This is a genomic window from Streptomyces sp. NPDC021093 (genome assembly GCF_044333135.1).
GTDB lineage: Bacteria > Actinomycetota > Actinomycetes > Streptomycetales > Streptomycetaceae > Streptomyces.
Window position 1 is genome coordinate 656,370 of sequence record NZ_JBIRQJ010000006.1, and the last position, 21,937, is coordinate 678,306.

22 protein-coding genes and 1 pseudogene are annotated in these 21,937 nt (G+C 66.6%); 13 read left to right on the forward strand and 10 right to left on the reverse strand.

Features of this window, described 5'->3' with window-relative positions:
• Positions 1-378 precede the first annotated feature (378 nt).
• Together ACH4SP_RS21850 and ACH4SP_RS21855 are read left to right on the forward strand one after the other, a co-directional pair.
• The gene (locus ACH4SP_RS21850; protein WP_398417221.1) at positions 379-1,416 is read left to right on the forward strand and encodes an SEC-C metal-binding domain-containing protein; all 1,038 of its coding nucleotides are present in this window, start codon (positions 379-381) and stop codon (positions 1,414-1,416) included.
• Positions 1,417-1,704: 288 nt separating this feature from the next.
• Positions 1,705-2,682, forward strand: coding sequence for a NaeI family type II restriction endonuclease (locus ACH4SP_RS21855; RefSeq protein WP_398417164.1), 978 nt, complete (start codon positions 1,705-1,707; stop codon positions 2,680-2,682).
• Between the two features lie 32 nt (positions 2,683-2,714).
• On the opposite strand, the gene ACH4SP_RS21860 is transcribed toward ACH4SP_RS21855, so the two are convergent.
• From ACH4SP_RS21860 to ACH4SP_RS21870, 3 genes are all read right to left on the reverse strand, one after another.
• Positions 2,715-4,532, reverse strand: a complete 1,818-nt coding sequence (locus tag ACH4SP_RS21860; protein WP_398417165.1) for a DEAD/DEAH box helicase — start codon at positions 4,530-4,532, stop codon at positions 2,715-2,717.
• Between the two features lie 5 nt (positions 4,533-4,537).
• The gene (locus tag ACH4SP_RS21865) at positions 4,538-5,950 is read right to left on the reverse strand and encodes a transcriptional regulator (protein ID WP_398417166.1); all 1,413 of its coding nucleotides are present in this window, start codon (positions 5,948-5,950) and stop codon (positions 4,538-4,540) included.
• A gap of 84 nt (positions 5,951-6,034) precedes the next feature.
• The gene (locus ACH4SP_RS21870) at positions 6,035-6,709 is read right to left on the reverse strand and encodes a hypothetical protein (RefSeq protein ID WP_398417167.1); all 675 of its coding nucleotides are present in this window, start codon (positions 6,707-6,709) and stop codon (positions 6,035-6,037) included.
• A gap of 632 nt (positions 6,710-7,341) precedes the next feature.
• Between ACH4SP_RS21870 and ACH4SP_RS21875 the strand changes: the two genes are divergently transcribed.
• Positions 7,342-7,749, forward strand: coding sequence for a hypothetical protein (locus tag ACH4SP_RS21875; protein ID WP_398417168.1), 408 nt, complete (start codon positions 7,342-7,344; stop codon positions 7,747-7,749).
• Positions 7,750-7,835: 86 nt separating this feature from the next.
• Positions 7,836-8,267, forward strand: coding sequence for a very short patch repair endonuclease (locus ACH4SP_RS21880; RefSeq protein ID WP_398417222.1), 432 nt, complete (start codon positions 7,836-7,838; stop codon positions 8,265-8,267).
• Here the strand turns inward: ACH4SP_RS21880 and ACH4SP_RS21885 are convergent.
• Positions 8,202-9,374: a DNA cytosine methyltransferase gene (locus ACH4SP_RS21885; protein ID WP_398417169.1), complete on the reverse strand. Its 1,173-nt coding sequence runs from the start codon at positions 9,372-9,374 to the stop codon at positions 8,202-8,204. The genes ACH4SP_RS21880 and ACH4SP_RS21885 overlap by 66 nt on opposite strands.
• 260 nt (positions 9,375-9,634) lie before the next feature.
• Here ACH4SP_RS21885 and ACH4SP_RS21890 point away from each other — a divergent pair, with 260 nt between their 5' ends.
• Positions 9,635-10,285, forward strand: a complete 651-nt coding sequence (locus ACH4SP_RS21890; protein WP_398417170.1) for an HNH endonuclease — start codon at positions 9,635-9,637, stop codon at positions 10,283-10,285.
• A gap of 111 nt (positions 10,286-10,396) precedes the next feature.
• On the opposite strand, the gene ACH4SP_RS21895 is transcribed toward ACH4SP_RS21890, so the two are convergent.
• Complete coding sequence (locus tag ACH4SP_RS21895) at positions 10,397-11,074, reverse strand: ATP-binding protein (protein WP_398417223.1); 678 nt, start codon at positions 11,072-11,074, stop codon at positions 10,397-10,399.
• A gap of 184 nt (positions 11,075-11,258) precedes the next feature.
• Between ACH4SP_RS21895 and ACH4SP_RS21900 the strand changes: the two genes are divergently transcribed.
• Genes ACH4SP_RS21900 through ACH4SP_RS21910 form a run of 3 tightly spaced genes read left to right on the forward strand, consistent with a single transcriptional unit; the run spans position 11,259 to position 12,498 of the window.
• The gene (locus ACH4SP_RS21900) at positions 11,259-12,107 is read left to right on the forward strand and encodes a helix-turn-helix domain-containing protein (RefSeq protein WP_398417171.1); all 849 of its coding nucleotides are present in this window, start codon (positions 11,259-11,261) and stop codon (positions 12,105-12,107) included.
• On the forward strand, positions 12,104-12,298 hold the full coding sequence (locus ACH4SP_RS21905; protein WP_398417172.1) for a DUF397 domain-containing protein: 195 nt from the start codon (positions 12,104-12,106) through the stop codon (positions 12,296-12,298). The genes ACH4SP_RS21900 and ACH4SP_RS21905 overlap by 4 nt, the downstream gene beginning before the upstream one ends.
• Positions 12,298-12,498, forward strand: coding sequence for a DUF397 domain-containing protein (locus ACH4SP_RS21910; protein WP_398417173.1), 201 nt, complete (start codon positions 12,298-12,300; stop codon positions 12,496-12,498). Before ACH4SP_RS21905 ends, ACH4SP_RS21910 begins: the two co-directional genes overlap by 1 nt.
• Here ACH4SP_RS21910 and ACH4SP_RS21915 read toward each other — a convergent pair.
• Positions 12,485-13,471, reverse strand: coding sequence for a hypothetical protein (locus tag ACH4SP_RS21915; RefSeq protein WP_398417174.1), 987 nt, complete (start codon positions 13,469-13,471; stop codon positions 12,485-12,487). The two genes, ACH4SP_RS21910 and ACH4SP_RS21915, sit on opposite strands and share 14 nt — an antisense overlap.
• Before the next feature lie 355 nt (positions 13,472-13,826).
• On the opposite strand from ACH4SP_RS21915, the gene ACH4SP_RS21920 reads away from it, so the two are divergent.
• Entirely contained in the window at positions 13,827-14,678 is an 852-nt protein-coding gene (locus ACH4SP_RS21920; protein ID WP_398417175.1) for an excalibur calcium-binding domain-containing protein, read from the forward strand.
• Here the strand turns inward: ACH4SP_RS21920 and ACH4SP_RS21925 are convergent.
• On the reverse strand, positions 14,675-15,706 hold the full coding sequence (locus tag ACH4SP_RS21925; protein ID WP_398417176.1) for an NAD(P)/FAD-dependent oxidoreductase: 1,032 nt from the start codon (positions 15,704-15,706) through the stop codon (positions 14,675-14,677). The two genes, ACH4SP_RS21920 and ACH4SP_RS21925, sit on opposite strands and share 4 nt — an antisense overlap.
• Before the next feature lie 455 nt (positions 15,707-16,161).
• On the opposite strand from ACH4SP_RS21925, the gene ACH4SP_RS21930 reads away from it, so the two are divergent.
• Complete coding sequence (locus ACH4SP_RS21930) at positions 16,162-16,785, forward strand: excalibur calcium-binding domain-containing protein (RefSeq protein ID WP_398417177.1); 624 nt, start codon at positions 16,162-16,164, stop codon at positions 16,783-16,785.
• 72 nt (positions 16,786-16,857) lie between these two features.
• On the opposite strand, the gene ACH4SP_RS21935 is transcribed toward ACH4SP_RS21930, so the two are convergent.
• Positions 16,858-17,061, reverse strand: a complete 204-nt coding sequence (locus tag ACH4SP_RS21935) for a hypothetical protein (RefSeq protein WP_398417178.1) — start codon at positions 17,059-17,061, stop codon at positions 16,858-16,860.
• A gap of 10 nt (positions 17,062-17,071) precedes the next feature.
• Positions 17,072-17,539: a hypothetical protein gene (locus tag ACH4SP_RS21940; RefSeq protein WP_398417179.1), complete on the reverse strand. Its 468-nt coding sequence runs from the start codon at positions 17,537-17,539 to the stop codon at positions 17,072-17,074.
• Between the two features lie 389 nt (positions 17,540-17,928).
• On the opposite strand from ACH4SP_RS21940, the gene ACH4SP_RS21945 reads away from it, so the two are divergent.
• On the forward strand, positions 17,929-18,249 hold the full coding sequence (locus ACH4SP_RS21945) for a hypothetical protein (protein WP_398417180.1): 321 nt from the start codon (positions 17,929-17,931) through the stop codon (positions 18,247-18,249).
• A 150-nt stretch (positions 18,250-18,399) separates the two neighbouring features.
• On the opposite strand, the pseudogene ACH4SP_RS21950 reads toward ACH4SP_RS21945, so the two are convergent.
• Positions 18,400-19,659, reverse strand: a pseudogene (locus ACH4SP_RS21950) (DUF445 domain-containing protein); the annotation flags it as partial.
• Between ACH4SP_RS21950 and ACH4SP_RS21955 the strand changes: the two are divergent.
• Together ACH4SP_RS21955 and ACH4SP_RS21960 are read left to right on the forward strand one after the other, a co-directional pair.
• Complete coding sequence (locus ACH4SP_RS21955) at positions 19,601-19,813, forward strand: hypothetical protein (RefSeq protein ID WP_398417226.1); 213 nt, start codon at positions 19,601-19,603, stop codon at positions 19,811-19,813. The pseudogene ACH4SP_RS21950 and the gene ACH4SP_RS21955 overlap by 59 nt on opposite strands.
• 505 nt (positions 19,814-20,318) lie before the next feature.
• Positions 20,319-21,689: an SGNH/GDSL hydrolase family protein gene (locus ACH4SP_RS21960; RefSeq protein ID WP_398417181.1), complete on the forward strand. Its 1,371-nt coding sequence runs from the start codon at positions 20,319-20,321 to the stop codon at positions 21,687-21,689.
• Positions 21,690-21,937 lie beyond the last annotated feature (248 nt).

Here is a 21,937-nt window from a genome sequence, read left to right on the forward strand (position 1 = left end):
GGGCGAGGGGGGCACCCCCTGCTCGAACGGAGTTGAGAGCTTGGGGGAGGGTGGGCACAGGGCGGCCCCCGCGCGGAGCGCCCCCTCCCGCTCCGGCCCGCGCTCGCCCCCGTACCACCACACCCCAAGCCCGACCCCGTACCGCCACCACCCTCACCACCCCACCACGCGACCACCCACCCACCAGGCGCGCGCAAGATAGCCCCTACCCCCTCAACTCACCACCCCCACGAGCGACGTTCCCACCCCACCCCACCGGGGAACGCTCCCCCCATGCGCAACCCCACCCCCACCCCTCCCCCCGCCTCCACCACCACCCCGAACCCGGATCCCCAGGTCCCTCTCACCCGCGCCCCGTACAGCAGTACGGTGTCCCACATGCGCCCCGACACGCCTTCGCCCGCCGACCACACCACCGAAGCCGAGCGTCTGCTGCGCACCGCGGCGCAGTACCCGGAGGACCAGGAACCCCTCCTCCTCCAGGCGGCGGCCCACCTCGAACTCGCCGGAGACCGGGCCCGAGCCGGCACCCTCTACGACCAGCTCCTGACCTCCACCGCTCCGGCCCCCGAGAACCCGCCCCTCGTCAAGGCCCTCAAGGCGGCGAACCTCTGGGAGTACGGGCACGAGGCCGAGGCCCGCGCGATCATCGACGGGATCCGCGCCGCAGCCCCCCGCACCCCCGAACCGTGGGACGTCATCGCCGAGGCCCTCGAACAGCACGACGACCTGCAGGCCTCCCACGACTGCTACACCACGGCCCTCACCCTCCTCGTGGACCCCTCCGAGGACGCCATCCCCTACCCCACCCAGTCCCTCCTCGCCGGCCGCCACCGGGTCCGCCGGATGCTCGGCAAGGCCCACGACAACTGGGACGCCCTGGCCGACCGCACCCACACGTCCACCCAGTCCTCCGGCATCACCCTCGACGAACTCCACGACCCGAAGCGCCTCTGGGCCCTGGGCTCCGACAACCCGGCCGAGCTCAAGGCCGAAATCGCCCGTCTGCGCGCCGAGTTGGGCAGCTACCGCACCGCACTCTCCCGCCCGTTCCCGGTGGCCCTCCTCCTCTGGCCGGCCGCGGACCTCGCCGAACTCCTCGCCACGTACCCCGGCCTCCAGCCCGAGTACCCCTCGCACGAGACCCACCTCACCCGCCTCGAATCGTCCCTCCGCGAGCTGGCCGCCACCGGCACCCCCAACCTCGGCATCGTCACGGGCTCCATCCCCTCCTACGAAGCCTTCGCCGCCTCGGAACGCACCACCCCGGACTCCGTCCCCCTCCTCGCCGAATACGCCACCACCCTGGCCGCCCGCGGCAAGGCCACCTCGTGGCCCCCGGCAAAGAGCGCGGAGTGCTGGTGCGGCTCGGGAGACACGTACCGGGACTGCCACGGGGTGCCGGACCTGGGGTGACGATCAAGGCCCGGCGCGCAAGGACCGATGCCGCAAGGCCTGACACACAAACTGCACGAGGCACTCCCTCTGGGAGGTCTGAGAGATCTGGGAGGTCTTTCGGCCAGGGTTCCGTGACTTTCTCCCCTGGCCTTCACACTTACGCCATCCCGCTCCGCAATCGCCTCCAAGAGGCAGCTCCTCCGCTACAGGAGGATGGACTCGTGCCAGCCCACAGGCCCTGGTGCAGACTTCACCAGGTAGCCTCCATGCCTACTTGACAGTCAACTCACAGAGCAGGCTTGCCACTTGTCCAAGTCGGACGTATCCGCCGCTGTCAACATGCACTCACAGGTCTTCCTTCAGGAAGACCCAGAGCTTGCGGCGGTATACGCGCGCCTCGGGCAACTCGATCCCACCGGCCAGCGCTTCGCGGCAGTCCTCCGAGACACGATCGACCAGTTGCTCAACGGAGAGATCACCGGCCGCTACGACTGGAAGGACCTCTTCAAGACGGAGAAGACCCACGCAGGAACGATCGTGGAGATCAACCTCCAGCGGGAGTTCAGGTTCGATGACGGCGTCGACATGGACTACCAGATCGCAGGCTTCGATGTGGACTGCAAGTACTCCCAGTCCTTCGGCGGCTGGATGATTCCTCCCGAAGCAGTGGGTCACCTGTGCCTGCTCGTATGGGCCGACGACTACCAAAGCCGCTGGAGCGCGGGCCTGCTCCGTATAGACCGGGCATGGCTCAACACGGGAACCAACCGTGACAAGAAGCTGACTGTCAAAGCCGAGCACAGGAACAAGATCCTCTGGCTCTGGCACAACGCGGAACTCCCCGAGAACATTCTCCTGCATCTCAGCCCCGCGGACCAGGAAGCTGTCTGCTCCCCAAAGTCTGGCCAGGCCCGCCTCAACGAACTCTTCCGCCGTGCCCAGAACCGGCGCATCGGCCGCAATGTCGTCCGCACGGTCGCGCAGCAGAAGGACTACATGAAACGCGTGCGCGGGAACGGCGGATCGCGATCCGCACTCCGGGATGAGGGGTTCCTGATCATGGGGGATTACATCAGCCATCAGGACATCGCACGCCGATTGCAACTCCCAGTACCGCAGGAAGGCGAGTTCGTCAGCGCGCGAGTTGCCGCCGTTGTCACCGAGGACGCAGCACGCCCGCACATCATCCTTGGCGGCCAGCGCTGGGCCCTCGCCCGCCCCGAGGACCTCCCAGCCAGAGGTCCGCTCCTGCCGGACCTCCGTGCCGCTCAGCGCGCAGAGTGACCAACTCCCTGAAGCGAAGCCCCCCCCCCGCCCTACGAGGCAGGCGAATCCAAGTGGGCCAGAAGTGCCCGGATATCCGCCGTATCCATTCCCTCAGTGGCAGGCGCCTCCTCTTGAAGGTCGCCGAGTTGCTGGACAGAAGGGTCATCCAGGATCCGGCCCATAAACTCCAGCTTCTCCTGCAGCCGCATGGCCACGATCTCGTCAACGGTCCGCCGCGCTGCGAGTACCGTCACTCTGGTTTCGGTGCCTGGCGCCAGGCCGAGTCGGTGAATTCGGTCGAGGCTCTGAAGGAACCGGCCGGCCATAAAGTCGCGGTCCACGTAGACAGCATCGTGGCAGACCTGGTGGAGGCTGATGCCCTCACCGAGGGTCGCGGGGTTGGAGATGAGGACCATGCAGTCCGGATCCTCACGGAACCGGCGCAGTTGCTCCTCCCGGTCAGGCGTCCCGCCATGGACCGCTGCCGGGCTGTGCGGAGCGAGAAGATGTTCCAGCGTCGTGAGACTACGGACAAAGGCCGTCCAGACCAACGTCTTACGTCCCGCGGTGGCATTCCTCCGGACAATCTTCTGAGTTTCCCTGTACTTGGGGGACAGCTCATGACTCGGCAAACTACGCAGCAAGGAGATCAGAGAAGCATCTGGTGAAGCCTCCACTGGTTGGGTCCGGTAAGCCAGCGGCTCATACCGCGTTGATCCTTCCGCGAGCAGCGCTGGGCTTGTAGCAGCCATGAGCATGCGCAGCATGGCCTTCCCTAGCGATTCCAGATCCCCCCGGCGGCTTGAAGCCTCCCCCTTCAGAGCTTGGTAAATCTCTTCGTGAAGCGGCGGAAGATCCACGTACTTGATTTTTGGCTCGAACGGCGGAAGGCCAAGCTCACTCTTCGTCGTACGCGTGAAAAGGGGGCGAAGTACGGAACTCGCATGGGCTAGATCTCCACCTCCCACCGCATCTGTCACCACACGTTTCCCATGGCCCGGCCATACGAAGGAAAGCAAATTCTCCAGGTCCCGGGCTCCGTTCGGAGCCGGTGTGCCCGTCAGGATCAATCGCCGCTCAGCCAGGGGACCCAGGGCCAGACAAGCCGCTCCATAGGTTCCGTTAGCCCCAAGTTTCATACGGTGCGCCTCATCGAGAATGATCATCGAAGGCGCAGACCGAAGCCACGAGGCCAGACCAGAGACCGAACGGCTCAACCGCTCGTAGTTCACGATGAGCACTTCAGCACTCTGATCCGGTGCTCCCCCCATGACAGAAGTACGGAGGGGGGTCTTGAAGCAGGTCATGCTCTCGTGCTGCCAGGACTCGTAAGCAGACTTGGGGCCGACTACCAGCAGTCGCTGAACCTCACCCTGCTCCCTCATCGCTGAGAAGATCGCAAGTCCCACTCTTGTCTTTCCAGCCCCGGGCACACTGAAATTTGCCCCATGGCGCAGGGACAACAGACGGGCGATATCCCTGCGCTGGAAGGAGGTGAGATCTGCGGTCCAGTCCGCACCGATCAGCACATCAAGATCTTCAGGATCGACTTGGCCTTCCGCAGGCGGGGAATCGCCCTGGATGCTCCGTTCAGCCGTTGCAGCATCATCCAGGACGCCGTTCACAAGGCTGACAAGAGTGTCTTCCCAGTCGACACCTTCATGTACCCAGGTAGCAAGTTCGCTCAGCCCGACGAGGAAATCATCCAGGTCGAATTCTGCGACTAGAGGGCCGCGCTGGCCTCCCACTGCAATGCGGGCGATCAGTGCGGAGAAATCACTTGCGAACTCTGACCGGGTACGCAGAACAACCCTTGTACGGGAAGTGTCAAATCCGAGCCAGAGCGAAGGCCCTCCGTAGGCTGTCATCACATTCACCGGCCTTCAGCGGTTGCGTTGCGCAGCCACGTAACTCCCTCGCCAGGCAGTGGAATACTCTTCCCCGCCTCTACTGCGAGGCGCCCCATGACAGTTCGCAGGCTGATCAGAGCATCATCAAAAGCACCCTCGTCCAGGCTGCCGTTTCCACGCGCCATCACGAGATCAGTGATGCACTGCTCCAAGTCCTTGCTGGCATCCAGAACCCGGTCTGGCGCTGCCTGCCGCTTCTTCCGCAGCCGATGATCCTTTCCAGCGAACTCGATTGCCTCCTCGAAAGCGTCCTTGATTTCCGTAACGGCTTGAGAAGCAGTGCTGAGCTGTTCCGGCGTCGCCTTGTCATCGGCAACTTGGACGGCCCTCGCGCGAAGCAGCGAGTCCGTCAGAGCACGCGCTGCCGCGACTGGGGCACCGGCGGACTGGACGACCCTGTTGAGACCAGGGATGGAAACCGCAGCAGGAGCACCGGCAGCCCCCTTGACAGATTCAGGCAGCCGCTGGTCCAGGAAACGGGCTTGGAAGTCGGAACTGATGTACCGGACATCGGTCTTCGAGAAGTCGAGGGCGATGGCAGTCAGACGAGCCTCCTTGAGCAGGTCAGCTTTGTCCTTGTTCTTTCCGTGCTCTTTGCTGTATGCACGGAAGAGCTCGAAGAGCTTTTCCTTCGCTTCCTCAAAGTCCATGAGCCGCAGAGAGAGGGTTCCTGTCGAACTGCGCCGGACCAAGTCCTGAAGTTGGCTCAAAATCCAAAGATCCCGTTCACAAGCCGGCTGGGTCGTACGGAAGTTCCGGGCTACTTCGGAGAGATGCTTACCAAGCTTGACTTGCTCCTCCAGGGCGAGCAAGTGATTGATATAGGAATACGGTCGCCGCTCATCAGGGCGCAGCTGAAGCGACAGCTCCACAGCATGGATGTCTGCCTCGGTGCACGAAGCCGGCAGCACCGCGACCCGGATATTGGGTACTGCAAGTTCCTTGAGAGCAGCGCGACGGGTATTCCCGTTGACAAGGATTCCCTCGCGGGTGATCAGACCAGGCTCGTTCTGCTTATGCTCCTGAAGGCTCTCCATCAACGCTATGAACGCCGGGTCACGCTTCTTCGGGTCCGCCGGGAGCGCGGTCAGCAGATGGTGCAGGTACTCCTGGCTCTTCTCACTCCAGGGATCTTCATCCAACGCCTTGTCACTGACCGGATCATGGCTACGCTGGGCGCGGATTCGATGAGTTCCAGGGTTGTAGAAGAGCTGATTCACCGGCATGTCGATAACTTCGATATGCCGGGGTTGCCCCCGAAATTCAACTGTCAAGGTCTCAGCAACGCCCTGCCCTTCGTGAACCTCCTTCAATCTCTTCTCAACCAGGGCTTGATTTTCGTTCGCAATGGGCGGGGTACCAAACTGCACAGACATGAGTTCCCTCTCGTACTTAAAGAATTAAGAACAATGACGCCGGGTGTGGGGACCCGGTGCCCCCACACCCGTTCTCCAGAAGGACTACTCCAAACCGTCCTTGAACTGCTCGCGAGCGTCAGCCGGCAGCGTCCGAAATGCCGCCCACAGGTCCTCAATCTCGCTGAACTCCCGGCGATCCTGCTCCAACCAGCTACGAAGGATCTTCTTCTCAATCGCCGGCAATGCCGCGGCACGCCCCAAGAGAGCACCCACGTCCGCAACGAGCTCCCGGTCACCGACGCGACAGCGATTACACTCGATGATCATCTGAAGTTCAGTGGTTCCGTCCGCAAGGCGGACAGGTCGGCGGGCGATGTCCAGCTGCGAGGTCACATCCGTACCCACGTAGTTCTCACCCGGTCCGATTCCGCAGGAGCGGCACTTGTGCCCATCATGGGTGAGAAGCGAACGCCGCTGAGACGCGGACACCACCGTACCGGCCTTACGCGTCGCCTTTCCGGGCTCCCAGACAGGGTCTCCCTGACGTACGAAACGCTGCTCGTGCGCATCAAGAGTTACGTCCTCACGCTTCGTATCGATCTGCCAGTCGAAGTCACGCAGATCACGCATACGACGGTCAATCTGAGCGGTATCAGGAAAGGCATCCCGCAGCTGCCCCTTCGTGAAGGTATTCCCGACGCCGATCTCCTGGACAAGCCAAAGCCCGGCGCGCTTCATCGTGCCGAGCTTCTCATTCGTCCAGATGGGCATGTTCATGCGCACACGTCACCTCTCGTAGGGGCATCGCAACCGAGAAATCGGACCTCAGCGTCAGATCGCATCGCCCTTGGCTTCTTCCTCCTCAAGAGAACGTCACCACGCACCTGAACGGAAGCCGATTCCTGTCCCACTTGAAGTCAGGACAGAAGACCCCACCCATGGGCCCCTCGTGCAGGTGACAATCTGTCAGGGAAGCCACCAGCAACGAAGCTCAGCCTGGGGGAGCAAGCATGCCGAAGCGCGGAGAGTACAAGCCGCTGACCTGCCAGCCGGGGCCGCAGAGAGACTTGGCCGAAGCCGTAAGAGACCTCTGTGCTGCCATCAAGCTCCCCGCGAGCTCTCCCGTGCAACCTCAGCAGGACTCACTCGCAGGCATATGCAGACAGCTCGACCAGAGAGGTGCGAACCCTCCCCTGTCAAAGTCGGTCCTGTCCGATCTGATCCACGGAAAGCGGGGACGCCGCCCCACTCTGGAACCCCTAAAGTCCCTGCATGCCTTGGCCTGCGACTACGCCAGCAGGACAGGCGACCCCGTCATCTCCTGGGACGACCTGGCGAAGCTGTGCCAGTCCGTGCGGGAGCGCACCGTCTCCACTTTCTCGGCTCTCTGTGCGAACTGTTCTGCACCCATGCTTCAGGGCAAGCCGGCTGACTCAGCCGCGCAGAACCACAACAACATCGCCCCTGAACTTCCTGTTGTGTTGCCGGTCCCCCTGCTGAAGGGGGACCGGCAACACAACGAAGCAACAGACCCACCCTGGCCGGCTCTGCAGGAGCTCACCGATCGGTTCGCGACGAAGCGACACGAGGACGCAGCGGGTGTCCTGCGTCATCTCGGCGGGCAAGCGAGCGCCGCGGAGACCTCCCTCGCCATCGCATCGTGCCGACGTAGCGGACTACACGAGGCAGCCGACGCGATACTCCACTACGCATCGCAGAGAGACGTGTGGGCAGTGATGTCTCTGACGAAGACGCTGCTGAACGATCAGCAGCAGGCCGCTGCCGGCGTACTCCTCGACTTGGCGCTCGACTCCTAGAGCTGCCGCGCGTCATCGACAGCATCGGCAGGTGCGGGAGACCAGATGGACTTCAAAGGGAATGATCAGTGGAGAACGAAGAGCCCCTGCCTCCTGGTTCCTGGGCTTCATCCGCCGCTCGACGCCGGAACATGCAGGCAATTCGCAGCCGGGACACCCAGCCCGAGCTGCTGATCCGCCGCCTACTCCACGCACAGGGGCTTCGCTACCGAGTGGCAGCAAAGCCCCTGCCTGGCCTTCGCCGGACGGCGGATCTCGTCTTCCGGCCGACAAAGGTCGCTGTGTTCATTGACGGTTGTTACTGGCACGGCTGCCCAGAGCACTACGTCCCACCGAAAACCAACTCCGGCTACTGGTCTGACAAAGTCGCCCGGAACATGGCACGCGATCAGGACACCAGTCAACGCCTTAGAGACGCCGGCTGGACCGTACTCCGCTACTGGGAGCACGAGTCACCTGACGCCTGCGCTCTCCAGATCGCTGCGACGGTCAGCAAGCTTCGCAGTAAGACCAGCTGACCGAGCCGGGCGGGCAGGAACGGGTGCTTCGAAGGGTGCCTCGCGTTCCTTCTTCACTCCCGCTGCTTCCAGCGCCGCGATGATCTGTTCACCCACCGCTCGTGCCACCGGCGGCGGGAACGCGTTCCCAACCTGCCGGTAGGTAGCCGTCTTCTTCCCAGGGAACTTCCAAGTCTCTGGGAATCCCTGGATGATTGCCGCTTGCCTCACCGTGAGCTTGGGACCGTCTTCGGCAAAGAGGTCTCGCTCCGGCCTCGTCATTTCTTCCGGTTTGTCTGCGACACCAAGGCCACACACTCCGAGTTCCCTCCACGCTGCCTTCGCCCGCGACGGCCCAAGGTCAGCCCCTCCGTGCTTCTTTGACCCTCCTACTAGGGTCGGGGCAACACCCTTCGAAGCAGCATCGTGCCACTTCTTAAATGCAGCTTTCGCCCGAAGATCACCGGAACTGTCGAACCGATCCTTCATCGTGTCGTGAAGCGCCTCAGCGACAGTTACTGCGGGCTTCTCCTCGGGCTTCTTCCAGACGAACTCCTCGACAAAGTAGCTCTCGTGCATAGCTACAAGAATTGCCCGGGGCCGAAGCTGCGGAACACCATAATTCTTTGCTTCAATAATTTCCCAGTAGCACTTCTTGTATCCCATCCCTTCCAGCCGCTTCAGGATTTCCCCTTCGCGGTATTCCTGGAATTTCTGATCAAGAAGACCTCGGACGTTTTCAATCAGAACAGCTTTGGGCTTTAGTTCATCGACGAGGTCGAGCATGGTCGGGAACAAATCCCGCTCGTCGTCCTTGCCGAGCTGCTTCCCCGCCACGGAGAACGGAGGGCATGGGACTCCTCCGGCCAGCAGGTCGAGATCGAAATCCGCAAGACCCAGGCCATGTTTCAGCTTCTCCGGGGCAAGCTTCGTCAGGTCCTCTTCCATGACCTGGCAGCCCTGCCATTCCACGTTTCCCTCAACGTTCTCCTTGAGGGTGATGACCGCATGCTTGTCGATCTCGATCAACGCGAGATGCTTGAACAACGCCTCGTGCAGGCCGACCGCCTGCCCTCCCGCGCCGGCACAGATCTCCACCGAGGTGAACTTTCGCTCAGTGCTGGTCATGCACCCTCCTTGCGAACTCGAACAGCGACCACTCTTTGTGATTGCTCATTACAGAGGGTGACACGACCCTGCTGGTGACACGTCCCCCTAGTGTGCGTGATGCGCTGCCGTACTCAGAACTCCGCTTCTTCCACACTGCAACGAACACACGTACGATATTCCCTATGCGGAGCCCCACGTGGACATCTGATGAATTGCTGCTCGCCTGCGCACTGGTCGCGGAGAACGGCTGGCGGGAGCTCCGCGAAGGAGATCCAGCCGTGATCGAGCTGTCTGAACTTCTGCGGGCACTCCCCTTGCATGAAGGCGCGAGCGCCGACCCGAAGTTCCGCTCGGTCGGCAGCGTCAGCCGGAAGACGACAGACCTGGCCTCGAACCACCCCGGTTATTCGGGCAAACCGACCCGGTGCGGCGCCGGCGACCGGCAGATGATCGAGGCCTTCCTCACGGCCCCAGAAAGGATGTTCAAAGCCGCCAAAGCCCTCGACGCTGGGGTTGCCTCGGGCGAGATCCACAAGCTCAGCAGGCAACCGGATGAGCTCGACGGGGATGGCAGCCCCGCCATCGAAGGCCGCCTCCTCGTGCGCTGGGCAACGAGTCGTGAGCGAGACCCCAAGCTCCGCAGGCGCAAGCTCGACCAAGTCCGCAAGCAGGGGCTGCCGTTTGCCTGCGAGGTGTGCGAGTTCGTATTCGCCCATCGGTATGGAGCACTCGGCGACGGTTACATCGAGGTCCACCACACCCTCCCTCTCCACATCGCCGGCCCTCGTGCGACCAAGCTGCAGGATCTCGCTCTGGTGTGCTCCAACTGCCACCGCATGTGCCACCGGAGCCACAAGGGTGCATCCTGGCGCACTCCCGCAGAGCTCCGCGCACTCTTGGCGCAATCCGCCCAGAGTCCAGCCAGATAGGCCAGCATTCCCGGGCTTCCTGGAGGGCAGGCCGAGTGCGTAGGCCGACGCCGCCGCATTCGGCGGGCCGGTAGCCCCCTGGCAGTCGGCCAACTGATCCGCCCAGCTACCTCAGGCCACCTCAGCCTCGAAGTGCACCTGCGCCCGGTCCAGCGCCTCATCCGGGTCGCAGCCATGCGCCCGCAGCCAGTGCAGCAGGTCGGCGATCAGGGCGATCGCGGCTTCTTCCGCGATCGCTGTGCCGAGCCGGCCCGTGGCGGACGAACGCGAATGGCTGGCGGGGCGATAGAGCGTGAGGTGCTCCTCGGCGCGGGCCACCCGAGGGCCTCCGACATGACCGTTCTCTGCCGTGAGCCCGGTGGCCAGTTCACACCACACCGCCTTCGTTTCCGCGCGGAGAATCACGCCCCAGCGGTCGGTGACCGCGTCGACCAGTGCCATGCCGCGGCCGGACTCGTCGTCGTTCTCGGCATCCAGGAGGGTGGGGAGGGCGCGGGTGTCCGGGTCGTGCAGTTCGAGGCGCAGGTACGTCCCGTTCATGGAGACCGTGAGGGTCGTGGGGGTGCCGGGGCCCACGTGATTGATGACGTTCGAGATCAGTTCCGTGGCGCAGATCTGGGCCGGGTCGATCAGTTCCGGCAGGCCCCAGAGGGTGAGGTGGAGGGCCAGCACCCGCCTCACGCCTGCGGCCTCCTCTGCTTCCGCGCAGAAGGGGAGCTCCCAGGGCTTCCGTTTCACGCAGCCGATTTCGCCGCCGGCTCCGCCGCTTCCTTCTCCATGGATCAGCATTCGCTTCTGCCTCCCGCGCACCTCGTCGTGCACCGCGTGACCGTCGGTCACTCTTAGTGAGAGGATTGCAGCGCCCATCCCGCCGTGCAATGTGCATGAAGGGATTAGCTCGAATGAGTGATTGGCGGAACGCCTGCCTTCCTGTGGGATGGAACTTCCGCTACCGCACAGGGAGTTGAAGCACGTGGCCGGTTCACCCACAGCGCGGCGCCGACGGCTGGCGATCGAGCTCAAGAAGCTGCGCGAAGAAAGCGGGCTCACCTGCAACCGGGTGGGCAAGGAACTCGACTGGAGCGGATCCAAGGTCAACCGGCTGGAGACCGGACAGGGGCGTGTACAGCCTTCGGACATCGACGCACTGTGCCGCTTCTACGAGACCTCTGACGAGATGCGCGACCTGCTGAAGTCCCTCGCCAAGGACTCGAAGACCAAGGGGTGGTGGCATGCGCACGGGGATGCAGTGCCAGCGTGGTTCTCGGTGTACGTGGGCCTGGAGCAGGCCGCCTCTGATCTGCGTACGTACCAGAACGAGTTCATCCCCGGCCTGCTCCAGACCGCCGACTACGCAGCAGAGCTGAGCCGGGCATCGAGCGACCACAGCGCCGACGAGATCCAGCGGCTTGTCGACGTACGGCTGCGGCGCCAGGAGCTGCTGACCGAACCGGCCCCGCCGGATCTCTGGGCGGTGATCCACCAGAGCGCTCTCATGCACGTCATCGGCGGCCGTCAGGTGATGGCCATGCAGCTCGAACGTATGCTGGAAATGGTGAAGTTGAGCAACGTAACGGTGCAGATCCTGCCCTTCGACGCAGGTGCATACCCGGTGACCGGGACCTACACCATCCTCGGCTTCCCCGAGCAGGAGGACCCCGACGTGGTCTACCGGGAAGGGCTGACCGACTCGGTCTACCTGGAGCAGCCCACAGACGTGCACCTCTACACAAAGGCGTTCGATCACCTCCGGGCGATGGCGCTGAGCCCGCAGAGATCAGCCACGCTGATCCGCAAGACGTTGGAGGAACACTCCCGATGACCCGGTCCGCAGAGCCGAGTTGGCAGAAGAGCAGCTACAGCAACGGCACGGGTGGAGAGTGCGTCGAGGTCGCCTGCATATCGGCGCACACGGCCGTACGTGATTCGAAGATGCCGGAGGGGCGCCGGATCAATCTGCGCCGCATTACGTGGGTGGAGTTCATACGGGCTGTCCGAGGTGGGGAGTTGTGATGACGGGCGGCGCTTGGGAGTGGTTCAAGTCGTCCTACAGCGGTGGCAACGAAACCGAGTGCGTCGAGACGGCATTCGCAGGCGACTCGGCCGCCGTGCGCGACTCCAAGTCGCCCGGTGGGCCGCTCATCGCCGTGCGCTGTGCCGCCTGGGGCGAGTTCGTACGAGCGGTACGTCGCGGAGACCTCAGCCCGGAGTGACCCGTACCCCCAGCAGCACACCCCGCCCCTCCCCCTGCTCCAGCTTCGCCCGCAACGCTCCCACCAGCACCTCCGGTTGGTCGCGGATCGTGGCCGGGGTCGTCGTCACCACCTCCACGCCGTGTGCTTCCAGGCGCAGGCGGCGGCGTACCGAGTGCTGGTACGCAGTCGGTGTGAAGTGGAACTCCTGGGAGTCCACTTCCAGGGCCACACCATGGTCGGGCCAGTAGGCGTCCGGGACTGCCAGGAAAGTGCCTTGCGGGGTATGGAGGGTGGGGTTCCAGAGGGGGACGGGGAGGTCCGTGGCCAGGAGGAGGTCGCGGGCCTGGGCTTCGGCGAAGGAGCGGATGCCGGCGAGGAGTTCGGTGGCCGCGGCGGCCGCCGGTGGGAGGTGGAGGGTCTTGGCCGCGCGGAGTTCGGCGAGGAGATCTTCCGGGTGGAAGAGGCCCTTCTGGGCGGCGTTGGCGAGGAGCGCACGTACGCGGGTCGGGGAGGGTTCGCGGCCGGCGAAGTCCGCTGCCGCGCGGACGGCGCGCACCGAGGGGACGCCCTCGGCCAGGAGCACGGGTGGGTAGCGCCGGGTGCGGTGGACCCGTACGAAGGCAGTGCTTCGGATGTCTCGGGTGTGATGGACCAGTACGTCCACGGGGGCCGGGCGCGCGTCTCGTACCCCTCGGAGGAAGAGGGCGGTCTCGGCGGTCACTGCGGCTGATCTGCCGTTGAGGGGGCGGGGGTTGGGGCCTGCGGCATACAGGACCGCGGCCAGTGCCCGTTGGGCGGGGGTCGGAGGGAGTGGCTGCATCAGATAGACGCGCGGCAGTACGCACTGCCAGGGGCCGCCGGGGGCGGAGCGCCGACGGGCGGTACTGGCGGCCAGGCCGACGGTGTGGAGTTGGCGGGCGGTGACCAGGTTCTGCTGGGTGCGGGCCAGGCGGGCGAGTGCGGGGACGTCGGCCTTGGTGGGGGTGGGCATGTCGGGGATCTGCCCGGTGGAGGGGTGGGCTGCGCGCGCTGTGGGCGGGCTGTGGTCGTGCTGTCGGCGATCTGTGACAGGACTGGGTGTGGATTCGAGCCATCATCGCAACTTTCCCAGCACGTCGAGGTGTTGCGCGGGAGCGCGGTGAGCTGAGGGCTTGGCGGGGAGGGGGTGGGGAGTGGGGTTGGGAGGGGGGCCGGGAGGGGGAGGCTAAACGGCTTCTTTAGGCCAGATAGCCACTAGTTCATTACTGGATCTTCACAGTGCTGCCATCATCGGCTCCTCAGTTCACTACCAATGCCTTGGGGGGCACGTGTTGTTGAGGAGAGGTGCGATACGTCAGCGCGCGGCGTTGACGAGTGGGGTTGCCGTGGTCCTGGCGGTGACGCTGGCGGGGTGCGGGGATCGGGGCGGGGGTGCGACGGACGCCAAGCCGGTGGGGGCCGCGTCCGCGAGGACCGCGAAGGGGACGGCGGCGACTCCTTCGGCCACGCAGGCGACGCCCTCCCCGGCCGGGGGCGTGCTCGGTCTTGTCGACGACACCGCGAGCGTGCGCAGCGTCAAGCCGATCACTGTGAACGTGCTGGCGAACGACACCTTCACTGAGGGTGGCGGCACGGCCGCACCGCTCAAGGACGCTGTACGGGGTGGGGAGTTCACGCTCTCCCTCGATGCGAAGCCCACCGCTGGGACTGCCGTCGTCAGCGCGAGCGGGAGCAGCTTCGTCTACACGCCGATGGTGGGATTCGGCGGCGAGGACCAGTTCACGTACAAGATCGTCGTCGATGGCGGCAGGGGAGGGGGATCAACTTCCCTTACGGGCACGGCTGTTGTACGCCTCAGCGTGTCTGCACCCAAGCCCGCGCCGGTCAGAACCAAGAAGCCCGCACCGCCGGTCTACTACGAGAACTGTGCTGCGGCACGCGCCGCCGGTGTCGCACCGATCAGGAAGGGCCGACCCGGTTACGGACCGCATCTCGATCGGGACGGGGACGGGGTGGGCTGCGACTCCTCATCCGGAGGGATTGGGAGCGGGAGTGGCAGCGGCAGTGCCTCCGGTGGCGGGTCCGGGGGTGGCGGCAGCGTCTCGTACAAGAACTGTTCCGCCGTGCGCGCCGCCGGTGTCGCGCCGATCAGGGTGGGCGATCCCGGGTACGGACGTCATTTGGACCGTGACGGGGACGGGGTGGGCTGCGAGTCCTAGCGGCCCAGGTCGAGGAAGGTCAGTTCCGCGTTGATGGTCACGCCCGCGCGGTAGCCGGCGCTCGCGGCGTTGATGACCTGCTCGGTCGGTCCGGCGGCGTTGCCGACGGCCCAGACGCCGGGGACGCTGGTACGGCCGGTGGGGTCGACCTCGGGGTAGGGGCCGACGGGGGTGGGTACGGTGCGGGCGCCGAGGCGGCGCAGCAGGGTGTCGCGGGGCACGGGCCGCCCGGCGGCGAAGAGGACGTCCAGGGGGACGACATCGCCTTGGGCTAGACGTAGGCCGGTGAGCATGTCCGTGGCCGTGCTCGTGTCCGTGTCCGTCCCCTTCGCCACGACGAGTGCGGCGACCGGTCCTTCGACGACCGGGATGCCTGCTGCCTTGAGCTGTGCGCGCTGGCTGTCCGGCAGTTCGGTGACGTCGTGCAGGAAGAGGGTGATGTTCTGGGACCACTGGGTCAGGAGGAGCGCCTGGTGGGCGCCGAGGGTGGGGTGGGCGAGGACGCCGAAGGCGCGGTCGCGCACCTCCCAGCCGTGGCAGTACGGGCAGTGCAGGACGTCGCGGCCCCAGCGTTCGGCGAGGCCCGGGATGTCGGGCAGCTCGTCTACGAGGCCGGTGGCGACGACGATGCGGCGGGCGTGGACGGAGGGGCCGTTCCGGAGGTGTACGTCGAAATCGCCGATGCCGTCGCTGTCACCGCCGTCGCTGTCGCTCTCGCCGTCGCCGTGCGCGGTGATGTCAGTGACCTCGTCCGTAGTGAGGCGGACACCGTACCGCTGGACCTCCTGCCTGCCGACAGCGAGGAACTCACCGGGCGGCATGCCGTCCCGGCCCAGGTACCCCTGCATGTGTGCGGCGGGGGCGTTGCGCGGCTGTCCGGCGTCGACGACGAGTACGGAGCGGCGGGAGCGGCCGAGGACGAGCGCGGCGCTGAGGCCTGCGGCGCCCCCGCCGATGACGACGACGTCGAGGCACTCGGGGCTCTGTGTCGCGTCCGTGGACTGCGGCACTTCGGTGGGGTTGAGCATGGTGGTCTCCTGCCGTGAGGCGCGGTCTGTCCTGTAGCGGTCCGTGGCCCCGAGGGGGTCCGTGGTCCGGAGCGGGTCCGCGGTCCGGTGGGTCTTCTACTGCTCACACAGTCACTCCGTACGTGCGAATTTGGCAATTCGCGTTGCTGGATCGGCAACGTCGCCATTCACGCCGCCCTTGCGCCGCTCACCTCTCGGTCTCACACCTCTTTGGCGGTGATTGCCCCGCTTACACGCCCTTGCGGGAGGTCGGCGGGGGTTTGTGGATGGGCTGTCGCGCGGGCGGTCCGTGGCGTACCTTGCGCGGATTCGAGCCACCGTTCTTGCGGACTGTGGGCTGTGGACCGTGGGCTGTGGACCGCCGACTGCGGACTTCGGACGGATGCCTTGGAGGGCACATGTGGTGGGTGAGAGGTGCCGCGCGTCGGCGCGCAGCTGTGGTGAGTGGGGCTGCCGTGGCGTTGGCCGTGGCGTTGGTCGGGTGTGAAGGAGGCGCTTCGGCCGGCGACAAGGGTGCGGGCACGAAGGCGGGCGAGGACGCGGGGGTCGTGAAGGCGGACGCCGCCACCCATCCGCCCGTACTCCAGCTCATCGACGACGCGAAGAGCACCGAGGGCGGGAGGCGCGTCGTGGTGGAGATGCTGGCCAATGACACCTTCGCGCAGGACGGCGGGGCGAAGGGCGCACCGTTCCTCACGGCTGTTCGCAAGCCCGATTACGTACTGACCCTTGACGCCAAGCCCCGGCACGGCACCGCCACGCTCAGCGGGACCCGCGCCACCTACACGCCGAACGCCTCGTACGTGGGCGAGGACGACTTCGCGTACAAGGTGAAGATCAAGGGGACGGGCGCGACCGTGGGCTCAACACCCCTGGAAGCTACGGCAGTTGTGCGGGTGACCATGAACACGGCCGCACCCGCCCCCGCCAGGACCAAGAAGCCCACGACGAAGACGAAGGTGTACTTCAGGAACTGCTCGGCGGTACGGGCCGCCGGCGCCGCACCGCTCAGGAAGGGACAGCCCGGGTACGGGCGCCACCTGGACCGGGACAGGGACGGCGTCGCCTGCGATGCCTAGTCGTAGGGGCTGAGGCGTGCCAACCGGGTGCTGCCCCCTGCGGAAGCGGCAGCACCCGGATGGAGAAGCGGCTCAGCCGGGTCTGTTGACCCGCCGTCCGCATACCCAGCTGGCCAGCGCCCCGACGCCCACCGACACCAGGATCGCCCCGCCGTCGATCACATGCGGGAGCCCCGGGAAGAACCCGAAGAACGCGAGCGATCCGAGCAGCCCCGCCGCGAAGGCGATGCCTTTGAGGAGTCGTTGGCGCTCCTGCGGTTGATTGGCGTTCACCATGAGTCGCTGCTCACTTCTTGATGTAGTGACACTGGCTGGACCGGCGGGTTCCGTTGACGTAGAGATGCGTGCACGCCTTTCCGTAACGCGGGAGCGTCTGGGGCGAGTTGTTCCTCATGGGGTCAATCTTGCACTCGGGATGCGTCTTGCCCCGGGATGTCTTGTACGTCGCGTTGTTCATGTCCGCGTAGCTGAAATCGATCCGCCAGTTGCAGAAGCCGGGACCCAGAGCGGCGACAAACCCGCAGTCCACGCCCGCATTCTGGTGGTCGATCTTCTTTCCGCTCCCCTTGATGATGTGCGTGAAGAAGCACCCCGTCGGCACCTTCACCGTCGCTCCCCCGACCGTGTACGAGAAGGAGTTCACCGCGGTTGACCCGATCGCCGAGGCGTGGGCGGGCGCGGCGGCGACAGAGACGGTGAAGGCAGCCGCGAGTGCTGCTACCAGCACGTTCCGAGATACGTCGACAATCTGCATCAGGCCACCCCTGCTCGTTTGAACCATTGAGCTGACATAACTACGAGCGGTTAACTCCGGTTCTGGCATATGTCATGAACCAGCCCCGTGGGTGACTCTGCGTGACTAGTGAAGTCGCCTGTCGTGGGGGCCGGCCCCGGCTCTTCAGGCGTAACGAATCCGCGCCCCGGATCTCGGGCGGCGCGGTGGGCGCGGGCGTGCGCAGGGGGGTGGTGCACAGGGCCCGGCAGTCAACGTCTCGCCTGCCTCGGGCGGCGGCCGGCGGTGACTCCGCTGCTCACCGGGTGAGCAGCGGGAGGGGCCCCGATCCGGGCGGTCCGGTGCGGTCGTTAGCCTCGGTGGACGAGGCTTGCGCCCTGGACGGCGCAGCAGATCAGGAGGCAGTAGTCATGGCCAAGGTGCCCGCATCCGTCGTTGCCGCTACCGGGTTGGTGGGGGGCTACGGGGTTGCCCGTTGGACCAAGAAGCGGCCGTTGGGCGGGGTGGCGCTCGCCGCGGCCGGGGCTGTGGCCGCTCGGCAGTGGCAGCAGGAGGCCGGGGGGAAGGTCGCGGCCGGGCTGACCGGGTTGTACGTGGCCGGGTTCGCGGGGTCGCACCCGTTGGCGAAGAAGGTCGGGGCCTGGCCTGCCGTGTTCGCTGTGGCGGGTGGGGTTGCTGCGGCTTCTTGGGCTGCGACTCGGTGTGGTGGCGGGAAGCGCTGCGGGGAGTAGGTCGTACCCGCGGGGGGCGCACCCGGGGGGGTGGGGCCCGCAGACCCGGGGTGGGGCGCCGCAGAAACCCCGAGGGGGGTGGGGTGCCGCAGAAGACCCGCGGCGCCCCCCTGCTTGCGGCGCCCCACCCCCGCTTGCGGAGCGCCGCGTTTACGCGCCGAACGCCCTCGACACCGTGTAGATCAGCAGGCCCACCAGCGCCCCCACCACCGTTCCGTTGATGCGGATGAACTGGAGGTCGCGGCCGATGTGGGCCTCGATCTTCTTCGATGTGTGGTCGGCGTCCCAGCCCGCGACCGTGTCCGTGATGAGGGACGTGATCTCCGAGCGGTAGGTGGTGATGACGTACACCGCCGCTCCCTCCACCCAGCCTTCCAGCTTGCGCTGGAGGCGGCCGTCCGTGGCCAGGCGGGCGCCCAGGGAGATGAGCGAGGCCCGGACCCGGAGGCGGAGTTCGGACTGGTCGTCGTCGGCAGCCGCGATGATCATCGAGCGGACCGCGGACCAGGCCGAGGCGATCACGTCCTGGACCTCGGGGCGGTTGAGGATCTCGGACTTGAGGCGTTCGGTACGGGCCCTGGTCTCGGAGTCGGACTGGAGGTCCGTGGCGAAGTCCGTGAGGAAGCGGTCGATGGCGCCGCGGGCCGGGTGGGTCGGCATGTCGCGCATCTCCGTGATGAAGCGGAGCAGTTCGCGGTAGACGCGGTCGCCGATCTTGCGGTCCACGAAGCGGGGGGTCCAGCCGGGGGCGCCGCCCTGGACCGCGTCCATGACGGAGTCGCCGTGTTCGACGAGCCAGTCGTGCGCGCGGGTGCAGATCAGGTCGACCGCGCGGTGGTGGGCGCCGTCCGCGACCACCTTGTCGAGGGCCTTGCCCAGGCCCGGGGCGATCTCGGCGGCGTCCGCGCGGCGGGTGATGGCCTCGCCCACGACGGCCTGTACGTCGGAGTCGCGGAGGACCGTGAGCGCGCCGCGCAGTGCGGTGGCGAGCTCTTCGGTGACCCGGTCGGCGTGGGCCGGTTCGGCGAGCCAGGCGCCCACTCGGCCGCCCAGGTCGAGCGGGGCCAGGCGGGCCTTGATGACGTCCTCGGAGAGGAAGTTCTCGCCCACGAAGGAGCCGAGGGAGACGCCCAGCTGGTCCTTCTTGGTCGGGATGATCGCCGTGTGCGGGATGGGGATGCCGAGCGGGTGCTTGAAGAGGGCTGTGACCGCGAACCAGTCCGCCATCGCACCCACCATTCCGGCCTCCGCCGCCGCCGCGACATAGCCGGGCCAGCCCGTGAAGCCGCTGTGCTGCGCCCACTTTGCGAGGACGTAGATCAGGGCGACCAGGACGAGGAGGCCGGTCGCCGTGGTCTTCATCCGGCGCACGCCCCGGCGCTTCTCCTCGTCCGCCTCGCTGAAGGCGAAGGGTGGGCGGGGGGTCGAGCGGGCAGCCTTGGGTGAGGAACCCGTGGCTGAGGAGGAGGCCTTTCCCGAGGAAGCCTTGGCTGTGGAGGCCTTTACCGAAGGGGCCTGGGCCGAGGAAGCCGGGGCCGATGGGGCCTGGGCCGACGGGGCCTGAGCCGAGGAAGCCTTTACCGAAGCGGCCGGGGCCGATGGGGCCTGAGCCGAGGAAGCCTGGGCCGAAGGAGCCCGGGGGTCCCTCGCCGAGGGTCCCTCGTCCGAAGGGTCCGCGAGTCCCTCGTCCGAAGAGTCCGCAAATCCCTCGTCCGAAGGATCGGGGCGTGCGGAGATCGAGGGGCCGGACGGGCGCTCCTCGCGCCGCTCCTGCCCCTCGCGTCCCTCCCGCTCGGTCGCACCGCTGTCTGTACGTTCCATCCGTTCCGCCCACTCCGCTCGCCCGTGCCGTACGTACGTACCGGTGACGGCGCTGCCGCCGATGCCCGTACCCCGTACCCGTGCCGATGTCGATGCCGTGCATTGGCGTACGTACGTAAAGACCCGTACGCAATGTCCCTACCTGACCTACTCCCGGAACGCACCTGGAGTTCCCGACGTCTCCCTTCCCGACGCCATGCCGCATCATGGTGATCAGTTCGAATGATCGATGAGGAGTCCCCCACCGCATGACCAGGCGCAATGGTTATGCCCTGCTGGCCGGCTTGGCAGCAGTGGTCGTCTTGATCTCCTGCGGCATCTTCGCCCTCACCGGGCTGATGACCGGCGACGCTCCCCCGCGCGGTGCGCGCGAGGGGGGCGATGCGAAGAACGGCCGTACCGACGGAGCCCGGCACGGCAACGGTACGGGGCTGCGGCCCGCCGGTGCCGGTCAGTGGATCGGTACCTGGTCCGCCTCCCCCGTCGGCCCGGAACCGCGCACCAGGCGCGGGCTCCCCGGGCGTTCCGTACGCAACGTCGTGCACACCAGCATCGGCGGGACCAGCGCCCGCATCACCCTGTCCAACCGCTTCGGCAACAAGCCGCTGGTCGTCTCGCACGCGTCGATCGCCGTCGCGGCGGCCTCCGGCGCCCCGGCCGCCGAGCCCGGCACCATGCGGCCCGTGACCTTCCGGGGAAAGCCGTCCGTGACCATCCCGGCCGGTGGGTCCTTCGTCGGTGACCGTACGGCGATCAAGGTGCCGTACGACGGCGAGCTCCTGGTCACCGTGTACTCCGCGGCCCCGAGCGGCTCGGTGACGTACCACCCGCATGCCCGCCAGACCGGGTACGCCGCGGTCGGCGACCACACCGAGGACCCCTCGGGCGGCGCGTACCGCAGCCGGACCAACAACTATCGCTACCTGACCGGGGTGGAGGTGCTGAACCCGGACGCGAACGGTGCGGTGGTGCTCTTCGGCGACTCGATCACGGACGGAATAGCGTCCACGACCGACGCCAACCGGCGGTACCCGGACGTGCTGTCCGACCGGCTGCGGGCCGAGCCCGGGGCGCCGCACTACGGCGTGCTGAACCAGGGGATCAGCGGGAACCGGCTGCTGAGCGACGGCCGCGGGCCGAGCGGTCTCTCCCGGTTCGCCGCGGACGCCGCTGACCGGCCCGGGGTCCGGGTGGTCGTCGTGCTTCTGGGGATAAACGACATCATCGCGCCGCCGCACGAGATGGATCCGGGACGGATCGTGTCGGGGCTGCGGGAGCTCGTACGGCAGGGGCACGCACGGCAGCAGAGGGTCGTCGGGGGAACGCTGCTGCCGTTCGGCGGGCATTCGTCCTGGACGCCGGAGCGGGAGGCCGTGCGGGACGCGGTGAACGAGGAGATCCGGGCGGGGCGGGTGTTCGACGGGGTCGTGGACTTCGACCGGGCGGTACGGGATCCGTTCGCACCGACGCGGATGCTGGCGGTGTACGACTCGGGGGACCATCTGCACCCGGGCGACGAGGGGTACCGGCGGATGGGGCAGTGGATGGACCTGCGGGTACTGCGGGGCGGGACCCAGGTACGGGGCGGGGCGGGGGCTGAGGTGGAGGTGGGGGCTTAGGAGGTGGGGGCTTAGGGGGCGGAGGGGGCGTAGGGGCCGCAGGGGGCCGTCCCTGTGCCCCTCCGTGATGGCGAAGCGAGGGGTGGGGTGAGGCGGGGCGGGGGGGGGGGGGGGGGGGGGGGGGGGGGGCCCCCCCCCCCCCCCCCCCCCCCCCCGCTGGTGGGGGATCACCCGGCGAGCGGGTAGACCTGCCCGTCGTAGGACGCGGCGAGGAAGAGCTTGCGCTCCGCGTCGTAGGCGAGGGAGGA

Coding starts and splice junctions, on each gene's coding strand:
- ACH4SP_RS21860 (WP_398417165.1), bottom strand. CDS start 4,532: ATGACAGCCTACGGAGGGCCTTCGCTCTGGCTCGGATTTGACACTTCC.
- ACH4SP_RS21915 (WP_398417174.1), bottom strand. CDS start 13,471: ATGCCCACCCCCACCAAGGCCGACGTCCCCGCACTCGCCCGCCTGGCC.
- ACH4SP_RS21945 (WP_398417180.1), top strand. CDS start 17,929: ATGGCCAAGGTGCCCGCATCCGTCGTTGCCGCTACCGGGTTGGTGGGG.
- ACH4SP_RS21940 (WP_398417179.1), bottom strand. CDS start 17,539: ATGCAGATTGTCGACGTATCTCGGAACGTGCTGGTAGCAGCACTCGCG.
- ACH4SP_RS21870 (WP_398417167.1), bottom strand. CDS start 6,709: ATGAACATGCCCATCTGGACGAATGAGAAGCTCGGCACGATGAAGCGC.
- ACH4SP_RS21960 (WP_398417181.1), top strand. CDS start 20,319: ATGACCAGGCGCAATGGTTATGCCCTGCTGGCCGGCTTGGCAGCAGTG.
- ACH4SP_RS21865 (WP_398417166.1), bottom strand. CDS start 5,950: ATGTCTGTGCAGTTTGGTACCCCGCCCATTGCGAACGAAAATCAAGCC.
- ACH4SP_RS21925 (WP_398417176.1), bottom strand. CDS start 15,706: ATGCTCAACCCCACCGAAGTGCCGCAGTCCACGGACGCGACACAGAGC.
- ACH4SP_RS21875 (WP_398417168.1), top strand. CDS start 7,342: ATGCTTCAGGGCAAGCCGGCTGACTCAGCCGCGCAGAACCACAACAAC.
- ACH4SP_RS21910 (WP_398417173.1), top strand. CDS start 12,298: ATGACGGGCGGCGCTTGGGAGTGGTTCAAGTCGTCCTACAGCGGTGGC.
- ACH4SP_RS21850 (WP_398417221.1), top strand. CDS start 379: ATGCGCCCCGACACGCCTTCGCCCGCCGACCACACCACCGAAGCCGAG.
- ACH4SP_RS21885 (WP_398417169.1), bottom strand. CDS start 9,374: ATGACCAGCACTGAGCGAAAGTTCACCTCGGTGGAGATCTGTGCCGGC.
- ACH4SP_RS21935 (WP_398417178.1), bottom strand. CDS start 17,061: ATGGTGAACGCCAATCAACCGCAGGAGCGCCAACGACTCCTCAAAGGC.
- ACH4SP_RS21905 (WP_398417172.1), top strand. CDS start 12,104: ATGACCCGGTCCGCAGAGCCGAGTTGGCAGAAGAGCAGCTACAGCAAC.
- ACH4SP_RS21895 (WP_398417223.1), bottom strand. CDS start 11,074: ATGCTGATCCATGGAGAAGGAAGCGGCGGAGCCGGCGGCGAAATCGGC.